Below are 25775 nucleotides of genomic sequence, written 5' to 3'. Positions count from 1 at the left end.
CCTTATTGTTTTCCGTTTTGTCGGCGTTGCAAGGCCTTGATAATCATTGCAGTGGTAATTTGGGCATCATGGTGTAAAACAGCTTCTTTGGCCGCATCTTCACAGGCTCGGGTTACGTCAGCTGAGCTGAGCCCGCATGCTGCCTGGGTGATTTCTTCCCAACTCAGGCTGCCGGTCTCAAAAGCTGATAGACGATTTTCAATCAGTTGCTTTATTTGCGTCTGACCAGGCTTTTCGAACTGAATAATGTCGTCAAAACGCCGATAGAGCGCTTTATCCAAAAGCTCTGGGTGATTAGTGGCTGCCAAAATGATGCTTTCAGAGGTGTCCTGCTCGACGAACATGAGGAACGAGTTCAACACCCGGCGTATTTCACCAACATCGTTTGTAGCGCCCCGCTGCGTGCCGATAGCGTCAAATTCATCAAACAGATACACCGCTCGCGTTTGCTTGATGTGATCAAAAATCAACCGAAGCTTCGCGGCGGTCTCCCCCATAAAGCGGGTGATCAAGTTGTCCAGAACGATCGTGTAAAGCGGAAGCTTCAGCTCTGAGGCCAATACAGCGGCCGATAGGGTTTTACCCGTGCCCGGAGAGCCGGTAAATAACAGTTTGCGCCTTGGAGAAAGGCCAAACTGAGCCAAGCGGCTTTTTTGCCGTTGCTCAAGTAGCACCTTATCCAGCCGTTCACTCACCTCACTCGACAGCACTAGCTCATTTTTGCGAGCGATGGAGTGCGTCAGCTCCAGAAGCCCCTTCAAATCGCCCTTTGGATGCTGGGCGAGAGGGGTCAGCTTAGAAGGCGCAACAGTAAGACTTTTGGTCGACTTCTGTGAGCGCTCGATGGTTTCCTTTAGCTCGCTGGCCAATTTATGGTGGCCTTTGCGAGCCTCTTTGGCCGCGACTTGCAAGGCAATAGAGTAGAACCGCTGATCATCGTGATCAGCGTGGCTCTTCAATAATGCTTTGATTTGCTCTGCCGTCGCCATAAGTTACCGGATGCGTCTGTGAAAAAATGCCCAAGCTGGGCTGGCTTTTTGATTGAATAAAGTATAACGCGTTCACTGAGGTGCTTCACAAATACTTGCTGCGAGATACAGCCATTATGGTCGTAAACGGCTTAGCCGCTGGCAGTAGCATACTAGGCTGATCAAAAAGTATGACAAAGAGGAATTATCTTTTTCCAGGATGAAGTCGATAAGGTCGGGCTGCCTGCCATTGCCCACTACACTGGATATTGGCAGACTCGCGCAGACAAAAACTGCAATAAAATATTTATAAACAGTAACTTACAAAACTAAATAAATCATCATAGACATCACTCAATATTCTGAATCTGAATATTGAAAAAATATATAAAATTCAAATAAAACAATTACTTAAAATAAAAATAGGGATGTAAAAATAGATTTACCCCCCAGTCTACTACCCACATTGAATAGACATAAAATTGTGAGCAGGCCATTTGACCAAAGATATTTGCGAACGACAGGGCGGCTAGCTATTGCGGACAAGGTTAGCACCGTCAGCTCACTCAACCGCATATGTAATCGACCAAAAGAGTGCCTTCTTTAATTATTTCTCGCCTTTTTACCAACGAAAAAGGGGCTATTTTTATCCTTAAATCAACTGATTAGATTAAGCCACTGCACGACATGATTGGAAAAACTCGGCATACTTTATGGCGATACACCTCCCTGCAAGGTCGATAACTTTTTCTTAAACTGCTAATACAGCAAAATAGAATATAAAAAATTATAAGCATTTTGGCCATTTATAACTTTGCGAACCCTCCCGGCGGAGAAATGTAAATGAAAAACATACGTATTCAATACAGCTTGACCGGTGCCATGGCGCTGTTGGTGCTTATCATTGGTGTTATTAGCGCCTTTGCGATTAACGCCTCGCGCAACAGTATGGACGACATCAATGAACTGTCTGAGTTGAGTGCCGAGCAGGTAGTCGCCGCTAACAGGATGGAAGTCAACCTGATGGAGCTACGCTTACGCATGGCCCGTTATATTGAGTACGTCAACGAAGGTAGCTCAGAAGCCAGTACGACCCTTGACCAAGTACGCACCAGCCTTGAACGCACTGAAGCTCGTTTTGATGCCTTTGACGCCTATGACATCGACGAAACCTTGCCTCGCTACCCTTACTACATGGAAGTAGAGCGTCAGTACCGTGGATTAGTTACCAGCGACCTTATTGAAGGTATTGAGGCGGCCGATGTGTCGCAAATGACTGCCGATGAACAACACCTTGAAGATAACGCACGCGGCTTAACCTCAGCAGTACGCGACTTCAATCATTTTGCCAGTGAACGTGCAAGCGAAATGGAGACTGCAGCCGATGCCGCCAGCACCCAGGCTATCTCGATCGCTACGGTGTTACTGGTTGTCGCCATCGTGCTGTTTATTGTGCTTCAAATAGGCATGCGTCGCTTTATCGTCCAGCCGCTCAGCCGCGCCGTCAATATCTGTGAAAATATCGCACAGGGTGATTTGACCAGCCGAATCGAAAACGAAGGGCGCAACGAGGTTGGCCAGCTTTATCAAGCCATGCGCACCATGCAAAGCAAGCTGACCGACATGATGGTCACGCTAAACAACACGGGAGAGTTAGTTGCCAACAGCGCCCGGGAAATTGCCAGCGGTAGTGATGATCTGGCTTCTCGCACCGAAGAGCAGGCCAGTGCGCTGCAAGAAACCGCTTCCAGCATGGAAGAGATGTCGTCCACAGTTCACCAGAACAACCAAGCCGCGAGCTCGGCACGCCAGCTAACCGAAAACGCATCGCAAAAGGCCCTTGAAACTCGCAAGGAAGTCGATCGAACCACCGAATTGATGAACCAAATGGAAGAACATTCCAAAAAGGTTCAGGACATTATTAAAGTCATCGAGAGCATTGCCTTCCAAACTAATATACTGGCACTGAATGCGTCGGTTGAAGCTGCCAGAGCAGGTGAACATGGTCGCGGGTTTGCCGTCGTGGCAAGCGAGGTTCGCAAACTGGCCACGCAAACGTCCCAATCTTCAGGCGAGATACGTGGCATCATTGATGATGTCGCCTTGCGCATTAAAGATGGTGTACATCAATCAGAGCTAAGCGGCGAAGGCATGGACACGACAGTTGAAGCCATTACACAAGTCACTGACCTGATGCAGGAAATTGCCCTGGCCGTTAATGAGCAGAAAAGCGGCATTGATCAGGTGAGCACGGCCATTACCCAAATGGACTCAGCCACCCAGCAGAACGTGTCACTGGTCACCCAGACCAGCTCGGCAGCAGATTCACTGCAAGAGGAATCAAGCCGACTTGCCCAGTTAATTGCTGGCTTTAAATTACCCAGTGATGCTCAACAACCTTCTCGCACCAGTCGAGCACCTGCTGTCTCATCAACGCGCCTCCCCGCTGAGCCAAAGCGCTCAAATAGTGGAGAGGAACCCGAGTGGGAAGCTTTTTAAGCTGAACGCATAGTGGGTTAATTAATACTGAGCGTGCGGTGGACGACAGGCCTCCGCCGCACGTTTTTAAAATGGGAACTAGTGGATGAGGCGCCTCCCCTCATCTAGCCGCCCTGACGCTTACCTTTAACAGCGTGGTTGCCTGCCATGACGCCATCTTTTCGTTCCTTAATGCCTGCGGCGGCGACCCAGACCGCTGCCATCCTCGCGCTTCATCGCTTGGAGGCGCACCATCATGCCTTGTTTGAGAGTTACCCCGAGGGACTCTTTGAGCTTGATCCGCTAGGCAAACTGCTACGCTGGAATACTCGACTATTGTCAGTCCTCGACAAAACCGAGACCGAGATAACGGGGCTTAGTTACTTGTCCCTACTTCCTGTTTTTTATCATTCCCTCATGCAGCGGGCCTTCAAAGCCGCCTGCACAGGCAAAGCTCAGTCGTTTCATTGCAAAACGACCAGCGCTCTAGGGAACTCACAGTGGCTAGTCCTCACCTTAGTGGCGGTGTTTGAACAGGACAAGGTAGTCAGCGTCTATGGTCGCTGCCTAGAGATTAATCAGTACCCGTTCGGTGAATCGCAACGTCATTTATTAACCCAGGTGATTGAGGCAAGCCCAAACGGTATGGTGGTGGCTGATGCCACCCAACCCGGACTCCCCCTCATTTATGTGAATGAAGCCTTTACATGCTTAACCGGCTATACCCGACAAGAAGTACTCGGCCAGAACTGCCGTTTTTTACAAGGCGAAGACACGAGCCCTAGCGCCATACAAGAAATCCGTCGCGCCATTGCGCACTGCAAAACCGTTAAAGTGGTACTGCTCAACTACCGCCGTGATAACACGCCCTTCTGGAATCAGTTCACGCTGACCCCGGTGATCAACCCCCAGGGCGTATGTACGCATTTTATCGGCGCGCAGGAAGATATTACCCATCAGCGTGAACAAGAGGCACGCATTGCCCATCAAGCTTCCCACGATAGTCTGACGGGGCTCCCTAACCTTGGCTCGCTACAAATGCACCTGGAGCAGGTGTTTTTAGATAAAACTCGACTGAACCAACACTTAGTGCTTTTTTATATCGATCTTGACGATTTCAAACCCATTAATGATGCATTTGGCCATACGGTTGGCGACAAACTGCTTAAAACCATCAGTCAACGCTTACGCCAGCTAATACGATCCGATGATCTTGTGGCACGCTTGTCCAGCGATGAATTTGTCATTATGTTGACCGGCTACCCCAGTGAGCAGGCGGTCATCAACCTCGCCCACCGCCTCCTCAGCGCCATTGCCGAGCCGTTCACGTTGGATTCACTGTGCTTACATATAAGTGCCAGTATTGGCATTGCGTCTGAGCGGGGCGGCGCCGCCAGGCCACAAGAGCTTCTGCATCATGCTAACCTTGCCATGCAAGACGCCAAACGCCAGGGCCGCAATACCTGGCAATGGTACTGTGGCGAGAACGTCGACAATGTTGCTGAGCACGTCATCATTCGCCGGGAGCTACATGAGGCGATTCACGACAACCAGCTAGCGGCTTACTACCAGCCGATTGTGGCAGCTCAGGACAGCACCATCTGCTGCGTGGAAGCGTTAATTCGCTGGCACCACCCCACGCGGGGGCTGTTATCGCCTGGGCATTTTATGCCCATTGCCGAACAAACAGGGCAAATTATTGCGATTGGTCAATGGGTGCTTGAACGCGCCTGCCGTGATATTGCCGAGCTGAACCGCGAAAGCACTCAGCCACTTAAAGTGGCGGTGAATATCTCACCCATGCAGTTTCAGCGCGGTGGCTTCTTGACCGAACTGGAATCCGCGTTGGAAAAAAGCGGTTTACCGCCCAGGCTATTGGAGCTAGAGGTCACAGAAAGCACCTTGATGTGTAACACTGACCAAGCGATTACGTTACTTGACCAAGTGCGAGCATTGGGCGTCAGTGTTGCGCTGGATGACTTTGGTACGGGTTTTTCAAGCCTTGGCTACCTGCGAGATCTGCCGATTAACAAGGTAAAGTTGGATCGGTTGTTTATTCGCGAAATTGCCCATAACCCGAAAAACGCGGCCATTGTTCAAGGCGTCATTACCATGGCACACCACCTCAATCTGGTGGTAGTTGCCGAAGGCATTGAAACGCCAGAAGAGCAAAACGATTTACGCCAACGCCAGTGCGATCTACTGCAGGGGTTTTTATTCTCTCGGCCTATCCCTTTCAGAGAATTAAAGCGACTTCCGCATCAGTTAGATAAACGTTAAATGCCCCGTGGGCAGCGCCTTTAGTAGCGTATTGGCCTGCCTTTTGGCGACGTATGATAGTTAGTCATCCAGAATGCCCCGTCTCGTCCACTACAGGAAGACGCAATTGACTCAGCAACGCTTGTACGCACGCCTCATTTTGGCCGTGCTCTTACCGTTGATTTTAGTCACCGCTACGCTGTGGCCAGTGCTTCATATGCACCTGGAAACCCGCCAGGAAAGCATTCGCGAAGAAACTCGTGCCATTTTGCAAGTCGGTGAAAGCACCTTATTGCGCGATATTAACGAGACGCTCAGCTACGCGCTTGCTATCGCTGAGATGCCGATCATCAAAGCTCACATGACAAGCGAAGACACTGAAAATACTGAGAATTCAACGTCGGCGCAATTGAGCAGTTTTTTATCGACGCTGGTCAGACATTACCCGCGCTACACAAAACTGACCCTGATCGATAATCAGGGCAACGAGGTTCTGAGCGCACCAACTGAACTTGCCTCTGACCCGCGTTTTACTGCCAAACGTCATGCGAGTACGGATTACTTCAAAGCCGCTAGCAAGCTCCTTGCCCGTGACCTTTACATCTCGCCTCCCGGTCGCAATCTTCAATATGAGCTTTTCAGCGGCGAAGTGATACCTGTCGTCAATGTCGCCACCCCCATTTTTGACGATCAAGGCGAACGCGAGGGCGTGGTCCTGCTTAGCCTCAACTGGCAGCACTTGTCCGAGGCCGTTCATCAGGCCATGCACATTGACCCCGATGCAGGCGTTCTTTTAGCCGATGCCCAGGGGGGTTGGCTGCTCACGGAGGGTAGCCAGCGACTGCCGATGATCAGCTTTGGTGACAATTACGCCCGATTAGCCGCTGAACCTTGGCAGCCTGTTACCGAGCAAGTCGAAGGGGCGTTTACCCTGGGAAACCATCAATTGCGTTTTCAGCGTTTTGATATACGCAGCCAAGGTTACCAAGGACTCGCGGGACGTATTTTCAGTCAGGACGATACCCTCCCATGGGTATTGGGAGTTAGCCTAACGATGCCCACCTGGAAAACGCTGCTGCAAGATGATGCCAGTGTTATCTGGTTTTTATTGCTCACCTACTCCACGGCGGTGGCATTGGGCATCTATTGGTCATTTAGCAGCCATCAGCAGCGCAAGCTGCGTCACCAGGCTGTGCTGCATGCCAATGAAGTCAGCAAGCTCTATGATAGCGCGCCCTGCGGTTACCACTCACTAAACGCTGATGGCGTGATTCTTAAAATGAACCAGACCGAACTTGACTGGCTGAACCTGGACCGTGATGCCATCGGGCAACGTTGCTATCTAGACTTTGTTTCGCCAGCGTCACTGCCAGATGTTGAAGCCGCGTTTCAGGATGTCAAAGCAGGCCAACAAGCTGAAGCAGAATGCACGCTGGTGGCCGACGACGGCCAAACGCGCCATGTGATCATTCAAGCCGTCGGGTATCGAGAAAATAATCGCTTTATGTACTCCAATGCCACGGTCTTTGACATCACTGAGCGGAAGCAACTTGAAGAAAAACTGCGCGCCCAGGCCATGACCGATCCGTTAACCGGGGTTTTCAATCGGCGCTACTTGCAAGCGCAGGCCAGCATCGAGATTTCCCGCGCCTCAAGGCACGACACGCCTATCTCCCTCATCGCCATCGATATTGACCATTTCAAGCATATCAACGATGAATACGGCCATGACGCAGGCGATGAAGTACTTAAACGTTTTACCGACGTGATTAAAGGGTTACTGCGTCAAGAAGACCTCTTATGCCGTGTTGGCGGCGAGGAGTTCGCCATCTTGCTTCCCAGTACCGCGCTTGATAGAGCCCAGCAAGTAGCAGAACGCATACGGGCTGCCGTGGAACAGGCCCAGGTTTCCATTGAGAACGCCGACGTCCCTACAACCATTTACATTACCGCCTCTTTCGGTGTGACGCACATCGAAAGAGGCGAAAAGACCTTAAAAGCCGCTATCAAGCGCGCTGACAATGGGCTCTACGAAGCCAAGGAGACAGGAAGGAATCGTATTGTTATTAGCTTAAGGTCGAAAAGTTCTTAAATTCCTGAACAGCGCTTACCTATCATCTATTTTTTCAAGGCTTTCTGAATCGCCTAAAACACACCGGGATTCCGGGAGGCTCCAAACCTTGAGAGGATGGGGAGCCATTAACACTTCCAAGCGATATGCCCTCTGGGATCAGGTAGCGGGCCGTCCGCATGACCTCGACCACGAGGGGAGGCTTCATGGCATTTATGCCGTGTTAAAGGGCAGAGTCAGAGGTGTCCAGCTCACTAGTGTTTAGATAGTGTCGCATGATTGGCAGGGTAAAGGTAAAGCAGCTGCCATCACCTTCGCCGGGCGAGGTGACGTGAATCTTCCCCTCATGGTGTTCGACGACGCGTTTGCAAATAGCGAGCCCAATACCCGTGCCCTCAAAGCGGCTGCGCGGCTGCAAACGCGCAAAAACACCAAAGAGTCGATCTTGTTGTTCCGGTGCGATCCCGATGCCGTTATCTTGCACGTCTACCTGCCATTCGTACGTTTGCTTGTGACCGGTGATGGTGACGTCTGGGGTCGTGCCGTTCTCTACGTACTTTAGCGCATTATCCAGCAGGTTCTGCAGTAGCCGCGTGAGCTCGTCGCGGCTAGCGTAAACCTCGGGCCAGTCGCCTTTGATGTGAACGTGGCCGCCGCTTTCTGTCAGCATGGGTTTAAGAAAGCCCATGACGTCATCTAGCACGGCGCGGCTGTCGACCCATTCCATTGGGGATGTTTTACGTCCCACGCGCGAGTAGTCGAGAATCCCCAAAATCATCTTGTCCATGCGCTCAGCGCCCTCGCGGGCAAAATGAATCATCTCTTGGGCATCATCGCTTAAGTCGTTGCCAAGCTCGCGGGTTAAAAGCTGCAAGTAGCTGTTGACCATGCGTAGTGGCTGTCGCAAATCATGCGAAACCGCGTAAGCAAACTGCTCCAATTCTTGGTTTGAGCGTGTCAGCTCTTGCTGTACAGATTTGAGCGATTGAATATCCAGATGAGTACCGATCAGACGCAGCGGTGCCCCAGATGTATCGCGTTCGAACACTTGGCCGCGCCCCTGTACCCAGAGGTAGCCACTGGCCGTTTGGTAGCGAAACTCAATGATGAATTCGTTCCCTTCAAGCAGCTGCTCGTTCACTGCTTTGCTGCAGCACTCGACATCGTCGGGGTGCAATCGTGCCTGCCACTCGGCGAACGTCAGCGGTTTATCAGAAGGCAAAAGCCCGAGCATGCGGTAGCATTGAGAGTCCCAAACAATTTCATCGCGTTCAGGGTGCCACTCCCAAACGCCGAACCCTGCGGCTTGCTGAGCAAGCGCGTAGCGCTCCTCATTTATTTCCAGGGCGGTGCGGGCTTCCATGCGGGCGGTCACATCGATACCGACGGCTTGAATGAATATAAGCGAGCCGTCGTCGCCGAAAAACGCCGTATTGGTCCACTCTACCCAGTGCGAATCACCCTTTGACCCTCCCACGCAATTGATCAGCTGATGGCGTGGTGCCTCCGGCGTAAATTGGGCGTAGTGCTCATGCCACTGACGGCGTTCTTCTTCACCCACCATGTCCAACCAGCGTTTGCCAATCAGTGCGTCAGGGTTAGCCTCAAAAAAGGTGGCCATTGCCGAGTTGACGTAAACCAGCGTGGTATCCGGCAAAAAACGATTGAGCATAAACGGGTGGTGCTCAACCAGCGTGGCGTAATCGGCGTGCTCGGGGCTATCACTCATCAATGTTCTCGCAGTATGTTCAGCTAAGGCCGTTTGACCAGCGTTAACCAGTAATCTTCGACGTTCTGTATGGCCTTCAAAAATTGCGTAAGATCCACAGGCTTGGTGACGAAACCGGCGCAGCCAAGGTTGTAAGAATCCATAACGTCCGTTTCTGCCTCTGACGTGGTAAGGACAATGACAGGAATACGTTTTAGCGTTTCATCCCGTTTTAAATGATCGAGAAAGGTCTTGCCGTCCATTCGCGGCATGTTGAGATCTAGCAGGATAATATCCGGCCATGGGGCATCATGGTACTTGCCTTCACGGCGTAAAAAGGCCAATGCTTCAACCCCGTCACCGACATCGTATACGTTGACCAGCAGCCGGCTCTGCTTGAAGGCCATCCTTGTCAGGTGGACATCAGCCGGTTCGTCTTCAACCAGAAGAACGGTAAAATCACTTTCCATTGTCACAACACTTCACCTTGCGCGTGGTAGGTCGAAAATAATGGCGGTGCCGCTTGAGATCCCTTCTTCGATAGCGATATGCCCCTCGACATTGCGCAGGGCTTTTACCACCAGGGCGAGCCCCATCCCGGTGCCTGGGTACTGTTCGCTATGCGGTACTAAGCGCGAGAATATTTCTAATACCTGTTCGCGATACTCAGGGGCAATACCGCTGCCGTTGTCCTCGACGCGAAATTCTACGCGTTCACCGAGCGTATGTGCCGTGATTCGAATCCTGAGGGGGCGTTCAGGGTCGCGGTAAAGCCAGGCGTTGTGCAACAGGGCGCGGAAAATCATTTTGAGCTGGCGTGCATCCGCGTTTACCGGCGGCAGTCGCTGAGGAATTTCCACTGCGCCGGCACGGCTTATCTCTGCAAGCTCTGGGTCACGATGGCAGACTGCTTCAATCACTCGTTCCGGTTCGAGTGTTTCCGGCTTTGGCGTGATATCGAGGCTGAGATAGCGCTGAATCTCACTGACCAGTTCCTTGAGCTGTTTGGCCTGCCGCTCGATAAAGCCCACGGCCATCAACACCTCTTCGTTATCCGCCTCAGTAAGCAGCCGAGAATTGTGTTGAGACGGTTGTTGAGACGATTGTTGGGGCGGTTTTTGAGAGAGCTGTTGGGACAGCTGCTGGGCGAAGCTGACGAGCCGCCGGCTGGGCTCCTGAAAGTGATGCGCCATCACATGACTTAAGCGCTCAAGCTCCTGGTTGCGAAAGGAAAGTTCGTCGATCAAGCGGCGGTTTTCTCGCTGAGAGCGACGTAAGCGTTGCAAAATCACCAAGAGAATGGCGATGACCCCAAGCTGCAGCAGGGTCGCTCCCATCGCCAGCCAAAGCGTCCGTTGCCGTGAAGCTTGAAGTTGTTGCGTTTGTAAGTCGACCTGCTCCTCCACGCGTTCGATATAGTGCCGCTCGGCGGAGCTTTCAAATTCACTGGTATCGTAAAGCGAAGAGATCATCACCTCACGCCCATCGACGTTGTAACGATCAGTATATACGCCCATTACCTTGACTTCGCCATTGGCGAGACGATGGCGAAAGTAAAGGTGATTGCGCTCGGCTTGCGCAACACGCTTTAGTTCTTCTTCTAATTGCTCCGGCGTCAGCATGTTGATTTGATCAATATGCATGCCCTCTAGCTGCTCGAAGCCGTAAAAATCTTCTGCTGCCCGATTAGCTTCCAAAATTTCTCCGTTATCGACAGAAAGCATCCACATCGGCGTCGAGTGTTCCTCGAAAAATGTTCTAAAGTCCAACATGGCCCAACCTGTCACCGGCAGCCACGAAAGGGCAATGGCACAGATGGCAAGGCATAAACGCCGAGTTCGCCGCATCATGTTTCCCCTTTTGTGGTGAGTTTCATGGGGAGTGTTAGCGTGAAACGGCTTCCTTTGCCTTCCCCCTCGGATTCCACCCAAATTTGCCCGCCGTGGCGCTCGACAATTTTGCGGCATACGGCCAAGCCCACACCGGTGCCCTCGTACTGCTCTCGGGTGTGTAGGCGCTGAAACACTTTGAACAAGCGCTCAATCTGATCTGGGGGGATGCCGATGCCGTTATCCGTCACGCTGATTTGCCACTGTTGTCTATCGGTCAGCGCTTTGCTGTCGATGGTGACGTCCACGGCGTTGCTGTCTGGTGAGCAATATTTCAGGGCGTTGCTGACCAGGTTTTGGAATAGCCGCGTCATCTCATCAGGGCTGGCATTAACGGTGGGCCAGTCTCCCGTCACTTTGATGGCGGCATTGGCTTGCTCGATATCCGGTGTCAAAAAATGCAGCGCTTCATCAAGGGCATCCTTTAATGGCATATCCTGCATGGGTTGCCCCTTGCGCCCCACGCGCGAGTAGTCCAGCAGCGATAGCAACATGTCGTCCATACGCTTTGCGCCATCGCGCATATAGTGCAGCATCATTTCGCCGTCTTCATCGAGCCCGCCGAGGTGGCGTTCCAGCAGTTGGGCGTAGCTGGTCACCATACGCAGCGGCTGGCGAAGGTCGTGCGACGCGGCGTAAGCAAAGTGCTCAAGCTCTTTATTAGAGCGCTCAAGCGATTCGCGATACTGCTCAAGCTGCAACTGGGTCGTGTGCTCATCGGTGACGTCGCGTAAGTAGCCATGCCACATGGTGCTGCCATCATCCAACCGCTCAGGCGTGGCAATGCCTTCGACCCATATTTGCTGGCCGTCGGGGTGGTTGATGCGATATGTCTGTCGCCATGTGGTTAGTTCAGTGGCCGAGGTGGAAATACTGTCGGCTACCGCCGCGACGTCTTCAGGGGCAATGACATCGAATACCGCGCTGGCATTTTCTTGCACCTCCTCGGGTGTAAAGCCATAAATATCTTGAATACCAACGCTGGCGTAGGGGAAGGCGCTGCGCCCATCGGGGTGATGCCAGAACTGGTACAACATGCCCGGCAGCAGCGCCGCATGCTTGCGTGTCTGGTCCATGGCGGCGTTGGCGCGTGCTTCGGCCTCTTTGCGTGCGGTGATGTCCGTATGCGTACCGGCGACCCATAGCGGCTCACCGGCCTCGGTGCGTGTAATGACGCGGCCACGATCTTGCACCCAGATCCAGTGGCCGTCACGGTGTTGCATGCGTGCTTCAAAATCGTAGGCATCACGCTTGCCTTCAAAGTGCTCGGTTAGTAACGCTTCCGAACGCTTGAGATCGTCGGGGTGGCAGAACGACATCCACGTATCGATGGTGGTAGGTCCCAGTTCATCAAGGCGATATCCCACCATCTCGGCCCAGCGTTCGTTGAAGCGTGTTTCGCCCGTTTGAACGTTCCATTCCCAGGTGCCAGCCGCGGTGCCCCATAGGATGTTTTGCAGCGCATTGCGTTCTTCTTCTAGTTTGATACGGGCATTCTCGTGTTCGGTGATGTCGTGTAGGGCTACCAAAAATGTTGGTTTTTGATGCAACACATCCAGTAACGTGTTGTGTGTAAACTTAATCAATACGGCTTCGACTAGAATGGGCGCGCCCTGTAGGTCTTTGTGCTCCCAGATGAAACGCTGGCGCTGTTGGGAGGCTTTTGTTAGTAGTTCTCTCACGCGAGCGATGGAGGATTGGCCGTTAGGCTGCGTGTTAGGCGAGAGATCGATAATGTCCTTGCCAAGTAAGTCGTCAGTGTTTTGCGCTTTAAACAGCGATAGCGCTGCGTAATTGCTTTCTGCAATGACAAAGCGACCCTGTTCGTCGGTATGCAGCAGTAACTTGGCACTCGGTGAGTAGTAAAACAGAGCAGTAAAGCGTTCAAATAGCCGAGATTTACGAATATAAAGCCCGATAAAAAGCGCTAGCAACAATATGCACGCCGCTGCAAGAGCTATCGGTAGCCATATGGCAGTGCCGAAGCGAGATTTCAGCTGCTGCCAAAGCGTTTGAGGCGTTGCCGCGAAAGGCGCAACGCCGAGGGCGCGCGCCGCCAACTCAACCGAGAGATAGTCCTGCGGAGGGTCGAATCCAACCGAGTTATTACCATTCGGCACGACGCCATCAAGCTGCAAGAGGGCGTTGCTGACGCGGCGGATATCTTCCATTGGCACATGCGGCATGGCGGCCAGTGCCCACTCCGGATAGAGCCGGGTGGAATGTGCCAGTGGGAGGCGTGTATGCGAGTGCAACGAGTGCGTGTGTATGACATTAAGCGTATTCGGCGCTAAGCGTCCGCTCGCTAACCAATCTTCCAAAATGCCGCTGCGCACAAAGCCGGCGTCAATCTGGCCGTTCAGCAGTGCCTGCATGACCGCGTCGTGAGAACCGAGCTCTCGGTAGTCGGCAAAGCGCTCAGGATCGTACCCTTGCTGATGTATTTCATAGGCTTGGGTAAGAAACCCGCCAAGAAAACGTTTGCCGGGCACGCCGATGATGCGCCCCTCGAGTTCAGCCAGTGTTTCTATGTTGGCTTCAGCTGGGGCAAGTATGACGCCGGCGAGCAAGCTTAGGCTACGGCCGCCCTGGTATGCCTTGAGCGTCGCCAAGGCGCCACTGACATTATATTGCTGCCGCACGGCTAAAAAATGGCGCGGATTGGTGAGAATAAAGTCGATGTTGCCCGCTTCGAGTGCGTCATCCAGCGCCTCAAGTGACAACACCTGCATGTGCACCTGATGACGCGGAAGCGCCCGCTGCATCGCCTCAATCGCAGGGGCGAACTGCTCGCGAACCGTTTCAACGTCGCGGTATGCAAAAACACCCAGCGTTGTCGAGGGGGCGGCCACCGCAGCCTGTGAAAGTATTAGCGTCGCGGCCAATAACCCCCGTATCAGCGAACGGAGGCAAGCAGGTAAGGGCATTGAGGTGTCCTTTGCTGTATCAGTGTGCGATATCAATACGTTATTCCGATGCTATGGGTGTATCAGCTGAGCTTTTTGCCTGATCAACCCGATTACGTCCATTTTGTTTCGCACGGTAAAGCGCGGCATCCGCACGGGCAAGGGCACCGTCGGGCCGTTTGTCGTTGGCCGATAGCATGGCTATGCCGACGCTGGTGGTGATACGGATCGTTTCATCTTCCGCTTGTACGCGCATGGCTTCGACAGCGGCCCGCACTTTTTCAGCAACATGAGTGCTGCCGTCTTGGTCGGTATCCGGTAGTAAAATCGCAAACTCTTCCCCGCCTAGGCGACCGAATACGTCATTTTCGCGCAGGTTGTTGGTAATCGTGCGAGCAAAGCTCTTGAGAATGTCATCGCCTGCGGCGTGGCCATAGGTATCGTTAACGTGCTTAAAGTGATCGATATCCATCATCAATATGCTGGTGTGATAATCGTTATGCCGTTTGACCCGGCCGTATTCGCTGTCCATGGTTTCCATGAAGCTGCGGCGGTTGAAAAGCCCTGTTAAGGGATCGCGCATGGCAAGCGTGCGCAGCTGCTCTTCCATTTCCTTGCGAGAAGAGATGTCTTGCAGGATGCCCACCATTCGCTCCGGGTTGCCTTCTGCATCACGGCTGACTAAATGACCGGACTCAAATACCCAGACCCAGTGCCCTTGTTTGTGCTTGAGTCGGTACTCGATTTCATATCGCTTCTCTTCACCCTTCACATGGCGCTTGAGCGCCTCATCGATAGCGTCAGTGTCGTCAGGGTGCGTTCGCGTCATCCACTCCGATAATGTTTGCGGCGCGGTGTCATCATCCACATCGAATCCTGCGTTTTTCCGCAAGCGCTCGCTGGTGTAGCAGGCATCCGTTTTTAGGTTCCACTCCCAGATACCTAGGCCACCTCCTTCGATGGCAGCTGTCGTCAGCTCTTCGGACTCTTTTAAGCGCCGTTCGAGCTGGTGGCGCTCCATGGCGTAACGCATCGCACGTAAAAGCGCATCCGCTTCGACATTATTTTTGATCAGGTAATCTTGGGCTCCCGTCTCCAATGCTTTAAGTGAAAAGTCCATATCATCGTGGCCGGTCAATACCACAATGGGTATACCGCGCGCCATTGCTTTGCAGCGTGAGATGGTGTCAAGCCCACTAGAGTCAGGCAGGTTTAGGTCGAGCAGAATGACGTCAGGAGCCGACGTTGTCGCTCTAAGGTGCGTGTTGAGATCTTCCAGACTGGTCAACCAGTGGACTTCGTGATCTCCTTTAGTAAACTTCAGGCTATACTGGATTAAACCAGCATCGCCCGGCTCATCCTCAACCAGTACGACGGATAATTTTTGCATCATGGTTACCTATAAGAAATCGTGTCCTAATCAGGCCGCTTTACCAAGCTGAACCAGTAGCTGACTAACCGCTGCATGTAGTGGGTGAAGTCATCAATGCTGCTTGGCTTCACCACATAGCCCGCCGCTCCGAGGGCATAGGCACGATCGACATCGCCTTGCGATGCCGATGTGGTTAATACCACCACGGGAATTGAACGCAGTCTCTCTTGCCCTTTGGCCTGCTCAAGAAAGGTAAAGCCATCCATCCTTGGCATGTTGAGGTCCAGCAGGATAAGGTCGGGCAGCGTGCCTTCTTTTTGGCGCGCCGCTAGCCATTCCAGCGCGCTTTCGCCCGTTTCCGTATGCGACAGGGCAATATCTTCTGCAATATCTCGAAAGACCTTCTGCGTGATGTAAGCATCGGCCTGATCATCTTCGACCAATAGCACCCTATGTGCCTGACTCATGGTTCGTATCCTTAAAAAAAAGTAGAAGATATTCGTGACCGCCGGGGCCGAGGGCATCGTTTATGACGTCGCCTTTGTCTTGTCCGCACACCTTATTACGCTCGGTATCTTTTTTAACCAAATTTCGGTAAAAAGTACCCGTTCGCGCGGGCGATAACAAATCGCGTTAGCCTGGCAACACTATCGGGTTTGCCCGTCGGGTATTGTCTAGTCTGTCTCATTGATCTTACCCGGCAAGAGTGGACACTGGTCAACTTCCGACCTCCTTAAAGTTGTTGAGTATCCTTTTCATTCTGGCCTAGCTGGGCGGCCTCAAGTTCCAAGTGCAAAACTATTGAAGCGTGCTCGGGCCGGCGACGGATTTCTTGAGTACCTCGGCGTAAACTTCCAACGGCGTGCGCCAGTCCAGTGTCTTGCGCGGCCGTGTATTGAGTGAGTCGGCGATCTCGTCGAGCTCATCCTGACTGTAGACCGACAGGTCCGTGCCCTTTGGCAGGTACTGTCTCAACAGCCCGTTGGTGTTCTCATTGGAACCCCGCTGCCATGGGCTATGCGGGTCGGCAAAGTAGATCGCTGTCCCCGTCTTCTGAGTGATCTCGGCATGTTTCACCATCTCTTTGCCCTGGTCATAGGTCATGGACAGGCGTAGAGCGCGCGGCACCTCATTGAGCTTGTCGCTGAAGCCAACAGCCGCCGCTGTGGCCGTGGTGCCATCCACTTTCGCCAGGATCACTAAACGCGTCGTGCGCTCCACCAATGTACCAACGGCAGAGCGATTGTTAGCGCCAATGGTGAGATCCCCCTCCCAGTGGCCAGGCATCAGGCGGTCTTCAATCTCAGGTGGCCGCAGGTGGATGCTCACCAGGTCAGGAATCTGTTGCCGCCTATCCTTGCCACGGCTGCGAGGGCGTCGTTTACCGTTACCCTGGCGCAAACAGGCAATCAGCTCTTTCTTGAGCGTGCCGCGCGGCATGAGGTAGAGAGCATTGTAGATGGCTTCGTGCTAGACGTGGCGGTCAGTGTTACCAGGAAACATGCGCTTCAGTGTGCGGGCTATTTGCTCTGGTGACCAGTACTTGCGCAGCAGGTAAACGACCAGCTCGAATAGCTCACCATCGAGAAGCAGCTTTGGGCAAGGCGAGGCCGACAGCGGCTCTGTCTGCAGCAGAAAGATGGCGATAACAGTGAGTCATGGCAATACCCTACCTGATAGGTTAGGTGTTGCACTTGGTCATTGAGACCGCCCAGTCACATACGTGGACCACAAATAAATGACTGAAAAACAATTGGAGCAAGTTGTCGCCTTCTACGTTGCTCTTTTTGAAACTTGCCTTTGAATTATATCAGTGTCGCCTAAAAGACCGCTTTTGGCCGATACCTGTCTTTGACAAAAAAATAATGGATACGACCCTTGATCCGGCCATGTGGCCGGATCCATTGGTCTCAGTGAAAATCTACAAATACCCCATTTCCGCAAACGACTTACACCCGTCACTTCCCACTAGCACGTGATCAATCACTCTGATATCCATCAGCCCCAGTGCCTCCTTCAGTCGCTCGGTAATACGTCGGTCTGCTTCGCTGGGTTCGGGGTCTCCACTGGGGTGATTGTGTACCAAGATGACCGCTGCGGCATTGTAGGCAAGGGCGGCTTTTAGTACTTCACGTGGATAAACGCTTGCCGCATCAATGGTGCCTCGAAACAATTCTTCAAAGCAGATAACCCTGTGCTGGCTATCCAGGAACAGCACGCTAAACACCTCATGCTCGTAGTCTTGAAGCAGCAGCTGTAAATGTTCAATTGCCTGCGAAGGCTGTGTAATTTTGCGGCCTTTAGCGAGTTTACGTCGTGTAAAACGCTTGGCCATGGTGATGATATCGGTTTCGGTAACAGGAGTAGTGATTAGGTAGGTGCCAGTCACTTCCCCAGCTTTGAGTTTGGCGTGTGTCATGGTTGTCTCCAAAAAATAAAAAACGCCGGGTGGAGGCCCCGGCGTCTATGTCGTTAATGATCGATTGGTATAACTATGGGAGGGTTTTGTCACGCTGCCATCACTTGGCTCATTCGCCGCTCCATCTCTTCATGAAAAGCGTCGACCCGCTCAGCAATCATGCGAATCATAATGTCGTCGCGATAGGCGCGCTTGATAAACAGCGGCATCCCCGGCCAGTAGCTTACAAAGTCGATCCATTCCCGCTCGCTGACCCATAAGCCGCCCTGGCACTGCGCAACGTGCTCTGCCGGAATCTCCCCGCTGAGTAGAACCTCGATCTGGAACTTGGGCAGTTTGGTCTTGATTTCCAGCAGCCCGTTAGCGCCGACCAGGCTGTCGGGCGAATAGCCCACGTCATGGTTGAGGATAATCCCAACTTCCTGCGGGTTCGGCTCGCCGGATGCATTGACGTAGAGCGAACGGGCCACGCCTTCCAGCTCGTGCCCCCGACGGGTATGGGCATTGCCCTGAAACGGCTCGGCCAATTCACCGGTCATCCGTTCGCCCATCAACTGGTGCATGTAGGTAATGGCCCCGGCACCGAATCCACCAGGGCCCTTGCCGTTGACCAGCAAGGTCTTGAGCTCCGACATGGTGACGCGCCCCAAACGCGCCGCCAGCCACTCGGGAGAGCCTTGCGTCATGTTGAGGATCTGCATGGTCGCCTCCTTGGGTTAGATAGGGGGAAAAGGCCTGTTACTTAACCGCTCGCTTGGATAGGGACGCCCGTAGCTTGTCGAAGTCGCTGTAGGGCACCTGAACGGCAGACCCGTACTTGCCGCTGAACCACTCCTGGGTCGTCGCTGGGCACTGGCTGATCAGCCGCTGGATCTGTCCCGCTTGGAAAGCGGTCACTGTCTTAATACCCGCTTTGGTGCTGGCGTTACCGTTATCGTCCTGGCCGCGTGTGGTGATATTGAGCAGTGCGCACAGCACATAGCGCTTGCCATAGCTGGTAGAGGAACCAAACGCCTGCACCGCATTCTTGTTGCCGCTGATATCCGCCGGTAACAGCATGCTGGTCTCTTCGCGATGGCCGTCCTTGTGCATCAGTACGCCTGTGATCTGGATACCGCGTTCCTGCGTCTGAATACGGAAGCTCACCGCAAAGCCATACTTCTGCATGATCGGGCGCACGGTATCGACGATGTCTTCCAGCGTGGCGTAGTGGCCGTTGTTGGTCTGGCCACGTTCCTCAATGCTGGGCAGCTCGGTCTGCATGGCCGCCATGGCAGCGCTGTAGGCCATCATCGCCTGGCGATCCATGACGCGTTCCTGCATTTGTAGCAAGCGCTCCATCTTGTCGATATCGACGTCAGGGTTAAGTGCGGCCCGCTCGATCACCTGAATGATCGCGGTACTGTCAGCGGTTGGGTGGGCCTCAACTGACGCAGGCACGTTCACTGATGCGGCGCCATTAACCAAGGTGGGTGATGGGGTCGTGGATGATGTGTGGGGTGTTGAGTGACGCTGTGCCATGGGGCACCTCCAGAAATTAATCAACAGAAAATCAGGGCGAGAAGAGGTGTCTCTCTCGGTATCGGGTTAGTCAACCATGTGCTCGGCCAGCGCCTCGGGATCAATGGGTTCCAGGCGGACTTCCGCCCGGTAGAATTTGCCCTGGGCACAGACCACCGTGTCGGCGTAGTGGGCCTGCTTGGCCAGCAGGGCTTCGGTCAGTCGGGTCAGCCCGGTTTCGACGGTGTTGGATACGAATGTCATGTCGGTACCTCGTCATATTGGCCCCATAGCAAAACGCCCGGCCTTTGAGGGGCCGGGCGTCTATGCCGTGAGGATAGGGTTCATGGAAATGGAAACAGCTTGTTGGGGAAGAGCGTCCAGGCTGGCGGGCTATGCAACCAGCGCTAAGGCTGCGTCCAGGGCTTCCTGCTTAAGCTGGGCACCCTGGCCGAACCACGCCGAATCCATGCGGGTATCGTTGCTGCGTGCCCGTTTCTCATGGTCGACGTACTCGGTTACCGCATTGAGCAGGCCCCAGGCCGTGTCCTTGGCGGTTACCAGGTGCGAGCCTCGTCCTTCGCCGTGGTAAAGCTTCTGGACCTTATTGAGCGCCCGGTAATTGGGCAGCTTGGAGGGATCGTCCATGGCTTTCTCGGCACCGCAGAGCACCGACTGCAGGTACTGTTGCGCTTCACGGTGGTCGATCCTGCGTTCCGACAGGGCCTTCATGCGGTACATGAAGTCATTCCACTGGGAAACGGATATCCCCAACTGACGTTTCACCGCACGCGGGTCGAACTCGGAGCGGTGGGGCACCTTCACCGCCTGCGACGTGCCATCCACGGCAATTTGCAGCGTGTTGTTGCACACCACCCGCACCGTAGTCGGCGTGGCCATGGTCGCCAGCGTCCCATCGCATGAGGTGGCCAGCAGCAGGTAGTCGTTCACCTCATCCTGGCCTTTCAGCGACGTGCTCAAACCGCTGCGTGCCAGGGCCCAGAACTTACGCCCGCCCTTGAGCACACCGGCGGTTTCCAGCTCGTAACCCGCGTACTCGGTCAGGTCGCGGTAAAACTCCAGGATTTCCTCAGGCTGCACCACCTTGTAGCGCTGCGAGACGACCGACAGTGGGGCCTTGCTATCCGAGCGGTAGAGCACCTTTTGCTCCGGGAACGAATGGATGCTGCCCAAGTGGCTTGCACCCTCGGCAATAAAACGCACCGGGGCTTCTTCAATGTGCCAGTTCATACCGGCCTGTTGTTGCCAGACTTCCAGCGGTTGATGACGGGTCAGTTGCTGCCCCAGGCCATGCCAAGGGGTATCGCCAACGTAAGCCATTTGTTCAACGAGATGAGCCATTACAAACTCCTTCAGATTTTTCAATATTAATGAGCGCACACGGCATAACGGCCCGCCCTGAATAAGGCGGGCAAGCGGATGCGGATAGGGGGAGTGAACGAATTAAGCGTTAGAAAGGGCCGCTGACAGGCGGTTACTCAGCGTGGGGACGAAAGGTGCACTTACAGGCACAGCAGGCGTAGTTATCGAGCATTTTTTGATCAATCTCATGGCCCAGCTTGGCACCGGCAACACCAAAGGTTGTGCCGCCTAACAAACCACCAAATACGGCACCGGACAAACCGCCAATCGTAATGCCTGCGGGCCCGACCATTGCGCCGACCAGCGCACCTGCTTTGGCACCGCTAAGGGCACCGGCTGCACCAGAGGCAGCACCGGCAGCCGCTCCAGTGGTACCGCCCAGCTTTCTTCCAACATTGCGGGATATAACGTGTGGTGAACCACAGTTAGGGCAATGGATCGTCATGATGATTTTCCTCCAAGGACAGCGAATGGATGCGTATCAAGCCATTCCTGATAGCTTCATGGAGGTAGTACGTAGTTGAGATTTTTTTCAATCGATTTAGAAAGTTGCGCTCGATGTGTACATAGTATGTATCCGGCAGCAACGTAAAAAAGTGGGGAATTACGGCCTCCGGCGGCAAGTGCCGGAGTACTTAGACAGGGTGGTGTAATTCTTTACACGGCGTGGCTATCTGATGCCACGAGTTCATTTCCGGTGAGAGTAGCTGACGTAGCTTTAAAAACCAGCCAAGCGAGGGTACAGACGGTGTTTGAGGTAACGAAACCCAGCCTAGCTCCCTTGACGTATCTTACTGATTTTTAGGGGTCCGTTAGTATATATAGGAACATCGAACTAAGCGTATCTCCGAAGGAGTAATACAGCGCGAGTAAGCAACGATGAGCGCGTAGCAAGCTCACTCATGGGAAGCCGTCAATTCGGGATACTAGCAACGCTAAATTATCCCTGATGGCTATATGGTGCTTATTCGAGGCGGGTAATGGTTCCTCTGCCAATGAATCGTGGCGATAGCCGTGAGCTTCATCTGCTCACTTTTTCCTAATCGTCAGCGAGACTTATCATCATGATCCACAAACCAAAGCGCTTAAAAGCCAATCGCAATCACAGCCTCCTTTACGAGCCAATATTCATTACCTCCGACGACACACACATGGATGTAATGACCGACAAAGGCCCGCTACTCCCTGACTACCTGGAAGATGGGTATCGAGTCTTTAAAAAGGCCATAAATGCACACAAGCGGGTATTGGTGCTGCGCTTTGACTTGCAATTGCCGCTGGGGCTTACACTGCCAGACGATGCCGAGACCAATAAGGTAATTCGGCGGTTTTTATCCTCGTTTCAGAGCAAGATCGATTCACACTTGAAGCGAAACAACGTGAAACATAAGTGCCCGGTTCGCCACATTATTGCCCGTGAAATTGGCACCAACAGCCAGCGCCCCCATTTTCACGTCATGTTGCTTCTGAACGGTAATGCCTTTCGAACGATGGGGAGTAGGGATTACGAGGGTGAAAACAATTTTTTGCGTATCGCTGATGCTTGGGCCAGTGCGTTGGAGATCTCACCAACAGAAGCCGGGAAAAGGGTGCAATGTACAAGGAAAAAGATTGGTTGTACTTTTTACCGCCTGGAACCCAGTGATGAATACGCCCAGTTCTCTGAAGCATTCTACCGGATGAGCTATTTCTGCAAGGCGCATACCAAAGTCTATGGTCAGCGCCACAGGGGGCTACTGACAAGCAATAAGTAGCACCTGCTCTACCATGATATAGGCCCGTCAACGCGGGCCTTTCCTTTTGGTATACAGGAGAGTTCTCATGGCACGATACCCTTGGCAACACCCTACCGCGTCGATAAGCAATGCTGCTGGTTCAAACACGCCATCTCAGCCCCAGTCACAGGTGTACCTGCCGGAAACATTAGACCCCGACCAAGTACGACTAGCCGCCATGGAGCAAGATGAACCCAAGCGCCGACTAATCCGCGATGCTGCTGCCGTGCGTAAGCAGCGAGGGATCACTCAAGTCCAGATGGCTGAAGAGCTGGGGGTGCCATGCCGCACCCTGGAGGAGTGGTTGCAGGGGCGGCGCTATCCGAAAGGTCCAGGGCAGACGCTGCTTTGCCGGTGGCTAGAAGGACACCGCAGCCAGATAACTGGACATCTATAGCTTATTTATTAAAAATAAACGCTATAAATACAGAAAATTAACAAATAAATTAATTTTACACCTCCAGACATCCTGCCTCGAAAAATTACCTGATCCTTGGTTAGAGGATTAGCAATTTTTAAAATGGTGATCGTGCGCGGTATAGCTGAGGGGTGCATTTTTCAATTTTACGATGGTAAACACCGCGTTTTCCTTTACGCTCAGTTGGGCCGACACGCATGCCATATGCCTCCATCAAGCCTGAACATTTATCTAGCTTTGATCCTAGATCTCTTGGGCCACGAGGCCACTGGCTATCCAGTGCATCATCAGGCCGAAAGTCATTTAATTTTTGCAACAGCTCCCCGACAGGCAGATCCAAGCTTTCTTTGCCAGAAGCTCCCAGTAAATCCCTAACAGCTGCTGCTACAGGGTACTCATAAAGCTCCATCTCGAAACGCCGTTCCAAGCTTGTCGTCAGCTGCTGATCAAAGTCCGAAGCGCTTCCTCCCATCGCCTCAGCTACCGCTATACCAATACAGTAAAAATCCACCATCCCTGCAGGAGCTGCAGTCGCTCTAACGGATTTCCAACTAGCATGAACATAACTTAGCAAGGCAACTAAACTTGCAAAGGCAGGCTGAAAAGAACTATTAGCCGCCGGTTTTTCAAGAAAATGATCCACAATTTTTTCTAGCCGGGGTAACGAAACCAAGATGCTGCGATCGGCCAAATCTGCCCACGTCACCACACTTTCAGCGCTATTGATAATGACAGGATGACTAAGGAATACTCGCGTTTGTCCCGAGGACTTTTTTGCACTAATGTCAGTGAGCTTGCCCTTCAAAAGAGTCATTAATGCTTCTTGGGCTTTTGGGGACATTTTGTCTACCCTATCTAGGCTGATCACGTGATCTCGCTTGCCTAGCTCGAACATTTGTGCCTCTTTTTGGGGAGTATCACCTATCAACGGTTCTAAACTAGGATCTATCAAGGTTTTCAAAGCAGACTGCAGCGTGCTTTTCCCGCTGAAGCGCTCACCAACAATTTCTAAAAGCACATTATCAGCATTGGGAATCAAGCAAGTTACTAGCCACGCTAAAACTAGTAGCTGGCTTTCCCTAGGCACGTTTAGCAGATCTAAAAAGCTAATTAGTGGCTGATAAGCTACCTGACCATACAGAGCGTAAAAAATTGGTGGCCTCGCATTTTTTAGGCGAACGAAGCCGATAGGTTCCTGAAACTGTTTCAATGGGTGGAACCCCATTTGCGCATGAATTTCGACAATCTCTTCATGAGCCAATAAATATAGACTTCCCTGCCCACCTAGTACTGTCAATCCAGTACTCGCCGCCACCCCTTGAGCATCAGGTTCATCGCCTTTGATAGCTCCTAATGCCAACCCTACTTCTTTGGTATTAATCGCTAGACCTGTGGTGTGAAGAGCCAAGCTCTGAATATCGCTGACGAAACCCTCCACTTCCAAGGGGGTTGCAAGTGAGGTTTTGTAATTAATCAACAGCTCCGTACCACGAGGTGTCATGCCTTTGAAATAATGTTTTTTTAACAAGTGATAAATTTCAGTCACGACCCTGTCTTTACGACTTCGATTCCCGCCCCTCGCCTTTATTGAAGATTTTGGTACTACTTGCTGCTGGGCGTGGTGAGAAGGGGAATTCTCTGAAAGCACGTTGCTTTGGGCGGGCGGCTGAAAAAACGGATTTGGTGGTATACCCCAGTTTTCATTTTTGGGGGCCTCACACTCGCCTGTTCTAGGGTCGTACGAGAAGTCGTGTTCGCTACTCATTGCCTCTCCATTGCATTGCATTGCACGCCGCATGATGGCTGTAATTTACAGATTGTGACTAATATGTCACCTAGGAGCCCTACTAATTGCTGAGCATTTTCTGGCATTTCGACGATGTTTTAATCAATGCTGTCGGTGATGATAGCCGGCATGCCAACAGGTTGGCAGAACACTTTGAACGCTAAATAACCTCAACGTCTTAGTGTCGCCCAAGGGTCGTCACTGCCATCGATCTTATTCAGCTCCTTCTGTAAGGCATTGGCGACACCCTTCCAGCCCTGAATTGCCCGCGCCACCCGCAGCGTCGGCGGATAAGGTTCGATCGTGTTAATTTCCCACATCACCACTGAATGAATGAAACGGCGTAGCCAAATGAAGTCAGCCTCCGCTGGCACTAAAGACCGTGTTGTCAGCAATTCTTCGCGTGACCGATACGCTTCACTTTGAAGCTCATCAAACGTCTTCCAATTGGCACATACGAAGTGGTTATTGAGCGCGGCTTCCTTGAATGCCCGTACTGCTGAATGCTGCGGCCACCGAAGCGCTACTGCTTTCCAGTCGGGTTCTTTACTAACATCTTGAAAATGGTCAAGGTTTTTGGTCGTCGCATCGGCCAGACGGTTGAATGTCTGCTGTAGATCCTCACAGCATCGAATCATGTCACGCACTTGCGCCGGACGAACGTGGGTCTGATAGCTGACGGGGGCAGAAGAAATTTTCATAGCCGCTAAAATGCCTAAAAGATTAGTAGTTTATCCAAAAACGATACCCCACGCCTCCCAGGCTTTATTCCATAAAGCTAATAGGTAGCTAGGTAACGGCATAGAAAGCCGCCCAAAGCGGCTGAGGCCGTTATTCAAGGTA

Annotated in this window: 20 protein-coding genes and 1 pseudogene; 5 read left to right on the top strand and 16 right to left on the bottom strand. The window is 52.7% G+C overall.

All coding sequences use genetic code 11. The features are described from left to right. Positions 1-2: 2 nt before the first annotated feature. Entirely contained in the window at positions 3-869 is an 867-nt protein-coding gene (locus BLR97_RS00470; protein WP_244511084.1) for an AAA family ATPase, read from the bottom strand. A 942-nt stretch (positions 870-1811) separates the two neighbouring features. On the opposite strand from BLR97_RS00470, the gene BLR97_RS00465 reads away from it, so the two are divergent. The 3 genes from BLR97_RS00465 to BLR97_RS00455 all read left to right on the top strand — a co-directional run bounded on the left by BLR97_RS00465 (position 1812) and on the right by BLR97_RS00455 (position 7797). After that, the gene (locus tag BLR97_RS00465; protein WP_089701387.1) at positions 1812-3467 is read left to right on the top strand and encodes a methyl-accepting chemotaxis protein; all 1656 of its coding nucleotides are present in this window, start codon (positions 1812-1814) and stop codon (positions 3465-3467) included. Positions 3468-3614: 147 nt separating this feature from the next. Continuing rightward, a complete protein-coding gene (locus BLR97_RS00460; protein WP_089701385.1) occupies positions 3615-5726 on the top strand; it encodes a sensor domain-containing protein in 2112 nt (703 codons plus the stop codon). 106 nt (positions 5727-5832) lie between these two features. Then, complete coding sequence (locus BLR97_RS00455) at positions 5833-7797, top strand: sensor domain-containing diguanylate cyclase (protein ID WP_089701383.1); 1965 nt, start codon at positions 5833-5835, stop codon at positions 7795-7797. A gap of 202 nt (positions 7798-7999) precedes the next feature. Here BLR97_RS00455 and BLR97_RS00450 read toward each other — a convergent pair whose 3' ends face one another. The 13 genes and pseudogenes from BLR97_RS00450 to BLR97_RS19855 all read right to left on the bottom strand — a co-directional run bounded on the left by BLR97_RS00450 (position 8000) and on the right by BLR97_RS19855 (position 21398). Further along, on the bottom strand, positions 8000-9505 hold the full coding sequence (locus BLR97_RS00450) for a sensor histidine kinase (protein ID WP_089701381.1): 1506 nt from the start codon (positions 9503-9505) through the stop codon (positions 8000-8002). Positions 9506-9528: 23 nt separating this feature from the next. Beyond that, positions 9529-9954 (bottom strand): response regulator, encoded by a 426-nt coding sequence (locus BLR97_RS00445; RefSeq protein ID WP_089701379.1) that lies wholly within the window; start codon positions 9952-9954, stop codon positions 9529-9531. A 12-nt stretch (positions 9955-9966) separates the two neighbouring features. Further along, the gene (locus BLR97_RS19500; RefSeq protein ID WP_170832955.1) at positions 9967-11334 is read right to left on the bottom strand and encodes a sensor histidine kinase; all 1368 of its coding nucleotides are present in this window, start codon (positions 11332-11334) and stop codon (positions 9967-9969) included. Next, complete coding sequence (locus BLR97_RS00430; protein ID WP_089701375.1) at positions 11331-14300, bottom strand: PhnD/SsuA/transferrin family substrate-binding protein; 2970 nt, start codon at positions 14298-14300, stop codon at positions 11331-11333. The genes BLR97_RS19500 and BLR97_RS00430 overlap by 4 nt, the downstream gene beginning before the upstream one ends. Before the next feature lie 40 nt (positions 14301-14340). Continuing rightward, complete coding sequence (locus BLR97_RS00425; RefSeq protein WP_170832954.1) at positions 14341-15669, bottom strand: diguanylate cyclase; 1329 nt, start codon at positions 15667-15669, stop codon at positions 14341-14343. Between the two features lie 26 nt (positions 15670-15695). Then, on the bottom strand, positions 15696-16118 hold the full coding sequence (locus tag BLR97_RS00420; RefSeq protein WP_089701371.1) for a response regulator: 423 nt from the start codon (positions 16116-16118) through the stop codon (positions 15696-15698). Positions 16119-16449: 331 nt separating this feature from the next. Further along, positions 16450-17256, bottom strand: a pseudogene (locus tag BLR97_RS00415) (IS30 family transposase); the annotation flags it as partial. A gap of 316 nt (positions 17257-17572) precedes the next feature. Next, on the bottom strand, positions 17573-17986 hold the full coding sequence (gene radC / locus BLR97_RS00410) for a RadC family protein (protein WP_479694205.1): 414 nt from the start codon (positions 17984-17986) through the stop codon (positions 17573-17575). 173 nt (positions 17987-18159) lie between these two features. Beyond that, positions 18160-18771 carry a lambda exonuclease family protein gene (locus BLR97_RS00405; protein ID WP_089701367.1) on the bottom strand — a complete coding sequence of 204 codons (612 nt, stop codon included), beginning with the start codon at positions 18769-18771 and terminating at the stop codon, positions 18160-18162. A 37-nt stretch (positions 18772-18808) separates the two neighbouring features. Further along, complete coding sequence (locus BLR97_RS00400) at positions 18809-19591, bottom strand: ERF family protein (RefSeq protein ID WP_244511083.1); 783 nt, start codon at positions 19589-19591, stop codon at positions 18809-18811. A 66-nt stretch (positions 19592-19657) separates the two neighbouring features. Further along, the gene (locus tag BLR97_RS19680; protein ID WP_170832953.1) at positions 19658-19834 is read right to left on the bottom strand and encodes a hypothetical protein; all 177 of its coding nucleotides are present in this window, start codon (positions 19832-19834) and stop codon (positions 19658-19660) included. A 129-nt stretch (positions 19835-19963) separates the two neighbouring features. Beyond that, positions 19964-20932 carry a DUF932 domain-containing protein gene (locus tag BLR97_RS00395; RefSeq protein ID WP_089701365.1) on the bottom strand — a complete coding sequence of 323 codons (969 nt, stop codon included), beginning with the start codon at positions 20930-20932 and terminating at the stop codon, positions 19964-19966. A gap of 133 nt (positions 20933-21065) precedes the next feature. Beyond that, positions 21066-21398: a hypothetical protein gene (locus tag BLR97_RS19855; protein WP_089701363.1), complete on the bottom strand. Its 333-nt coding sequence runs from the start codon at positions 21396-21398 to the stop codon at positions 21066-21068. 619 nt (positions 21399-22017) lie between these two features. Between BLR97_RS19855 and BLR97_RS00385 the strand changes: the two genes are divergently transcribed. Further along, entirely contained in the window at positions 22018-22707 is a 690-nt protein-coding gene (locus tag BLR97_RS00385) for a YagK/YfjJ domain-containing protein (protein ID WP_089701361.1), read from the top strand. A gap of 67 nt (positions 22708-22774) precedes the next feature. Next, positions 22775-23125, top strand: a complete 351-nt coding sequence (locus BLR97_RS00380) for a helix-turn-helix domain-containing protein (RefSeq protein WP_089701359.1) — start codon at positions 22775-22777, stop codon at positions 23123-23125. A 118-nt stretch (positions 23126-23243) separates the two neighbouring features. Here the strand turns inward: BLR97_RS00380 and BLR97_RS00375 are convergent, their stop codons facing one another. Both BLR97_RS00375 and BLR97_RS00370 read right to left on the bottom strand, forming a co-directional pair. Beyond that, positions 23244-24911: a hypothetical protein gene (locus BLR97_RS00375; RefSeq protein WP_089701358.1), complete on the bottom strand. Its 1668-nt coding sequence runs from the start codon at positions 24909-24911 to the stop codon at positions 23244-23246. Positions 24912-25102: 191 nt separating this feature from the next. Beyond that, entirely contained in the window at positions 25103-25633 is a 531-nt protein-coding gene (locus BLR97_RS00370; protein ID WP_089701356.1) for a hypothetical protein, read from the bottom strand. Between the last annotated feature and the right edge of the window lie 142 nt (positions 25634-25775).

It is taken from the genome of Vreelandella arcis (assembly GCF_900103865.1).
GTDB classification, from domain to species: Bacteria; Pseudomonadota; Gammaproteobacteria; order Pseudomonadales; family Halomonadaceae; genus Vreelandella; species Vreelandella arcis.
The sequence above is the reverse complement of the archived record's forward strand: the minus strand, read 5'-3'. Positions and strand labels throughout refer to the sequence as shown.

Coding starts and splice junctions, on each gene's coding strand:
- BLR97_RS00465 (WP_089701387.1), top strand. CDS start 1,812: ATGAAAAACATACGTATTCAATACAGCTTGACCGGTGCCATGGCGCTG.
- BLR97_RS00460 (WP_089701385.1), top strand. CDS start 3,615: ATGACGCCATCTTTTCGTTCCTTAATGCCTGCGGCGGCGACCCAGACC.
- BLR97_RS00450 (WP_089701381.1), bottom strand. CDS start 9,505: ATGAGTGATAGCCCCGAGCACGCCGATTACGCCACGCTGGTTGAGCAC.
- BLR97_RS00445 (WP_089701379.1), bottom strand. CDS start 9,954: ATGGAAAGTGATTTTACCGTTCTTCTGGTTGAAGACGAACCGGCTGAT.
- BLR97_RS19500 (WP_170832955.1), bottom strand. CDS start 11,334: ATGATGCGGCGAACTCGGCGTTTATGCCTTGCCATCTGTGCCATTGCC.
- BLR97_RS00430 (WP_089701375.1), bottom strand. CDS start 14,300: ATGCCCTTACCTGCTTGCCTCCGTTCGCTGATACGGGGGTTATTGGCC.
- BLR97_RS00425 (WP_170832954.1), bottom strand. CDS start 15,669: ATGCAAAAATTATCCGTCGTACTGGTTGAGGATGAGCCGGGCGATGCT.
- BLR97_RS00420 (WP_089701371.1), bottom strand. CDS start 16,118: ATGAGTCAGGCACATAGGGTGCTATTGGTCGAAGATGATCAGGCCGAT.
- radC (WP_479694205.1), bottom strand. CDS start 17,986: ATGGCCAAGCGTTTTACACGACGTAAACTCGCTAAAGGCCGCAAAATT.
- BLR97_RS00405 (WP_089701367.1), bottom strand. CDS start 18,771: ATGCAGATCCTCAACATGACGCAAGGCTCTCCCGAGTGGCTGGCGGCG.
- BLR97_RS00400 (WP_244511083.1), bottom strand. CDS start 19,591: ATGGCACAGCGTCACTCAACACCCCACACATCATCCACGACCCCATCA.
- BLR97_RS19680 (WP_170832953.1), bottom strand. CDS start 19,834: ATGACATTCGTATCCAACACCGTCGAAACCGGGCTGACCCGACTGACC.
- BLR97_RS00395 (WP_089701365.1), bottom strand. CDS start 20,932: ATGGCTCATCTCGTTGAACAAATGGCTTACGTTGGCGATACCCCTTGG.
- BLR97_RS19855 (WP_089701363.1), bottom strand. CDS start 21,398: ATGACGATCCATTGCCCTAACTGTGGTTCACCACACGTTATATCCCGC.
- BLR97_RS00385 (WP_089701361.1), top strand. CDS start 22,018: ATGATCCACAAACCAAAGCGCTTAAAAGCCAATCGCAATCACAGCCTC.
- BLR97_RS00380 (WP_089701359.1), top strand. CDS start 22,775: ATGGCACGATACCCTTGGCAACACCCTACCGCGTCGATAAGCAATGCT.
- BLR97_RS00375 (WP_089701358.1), bottom strand. CDS start 24,911: ATGAGTAGCGAACACGACTTCTCGTACGACCCTAGAACAGGCGAGTGT.
- BLR97_RS00370 (WP_089701356.1), bottom strand. CDS start 25,633: ATGAAAATTTCTTCTGCCCCCGTCAGCTATCAGACCCACGTTCGTCCG.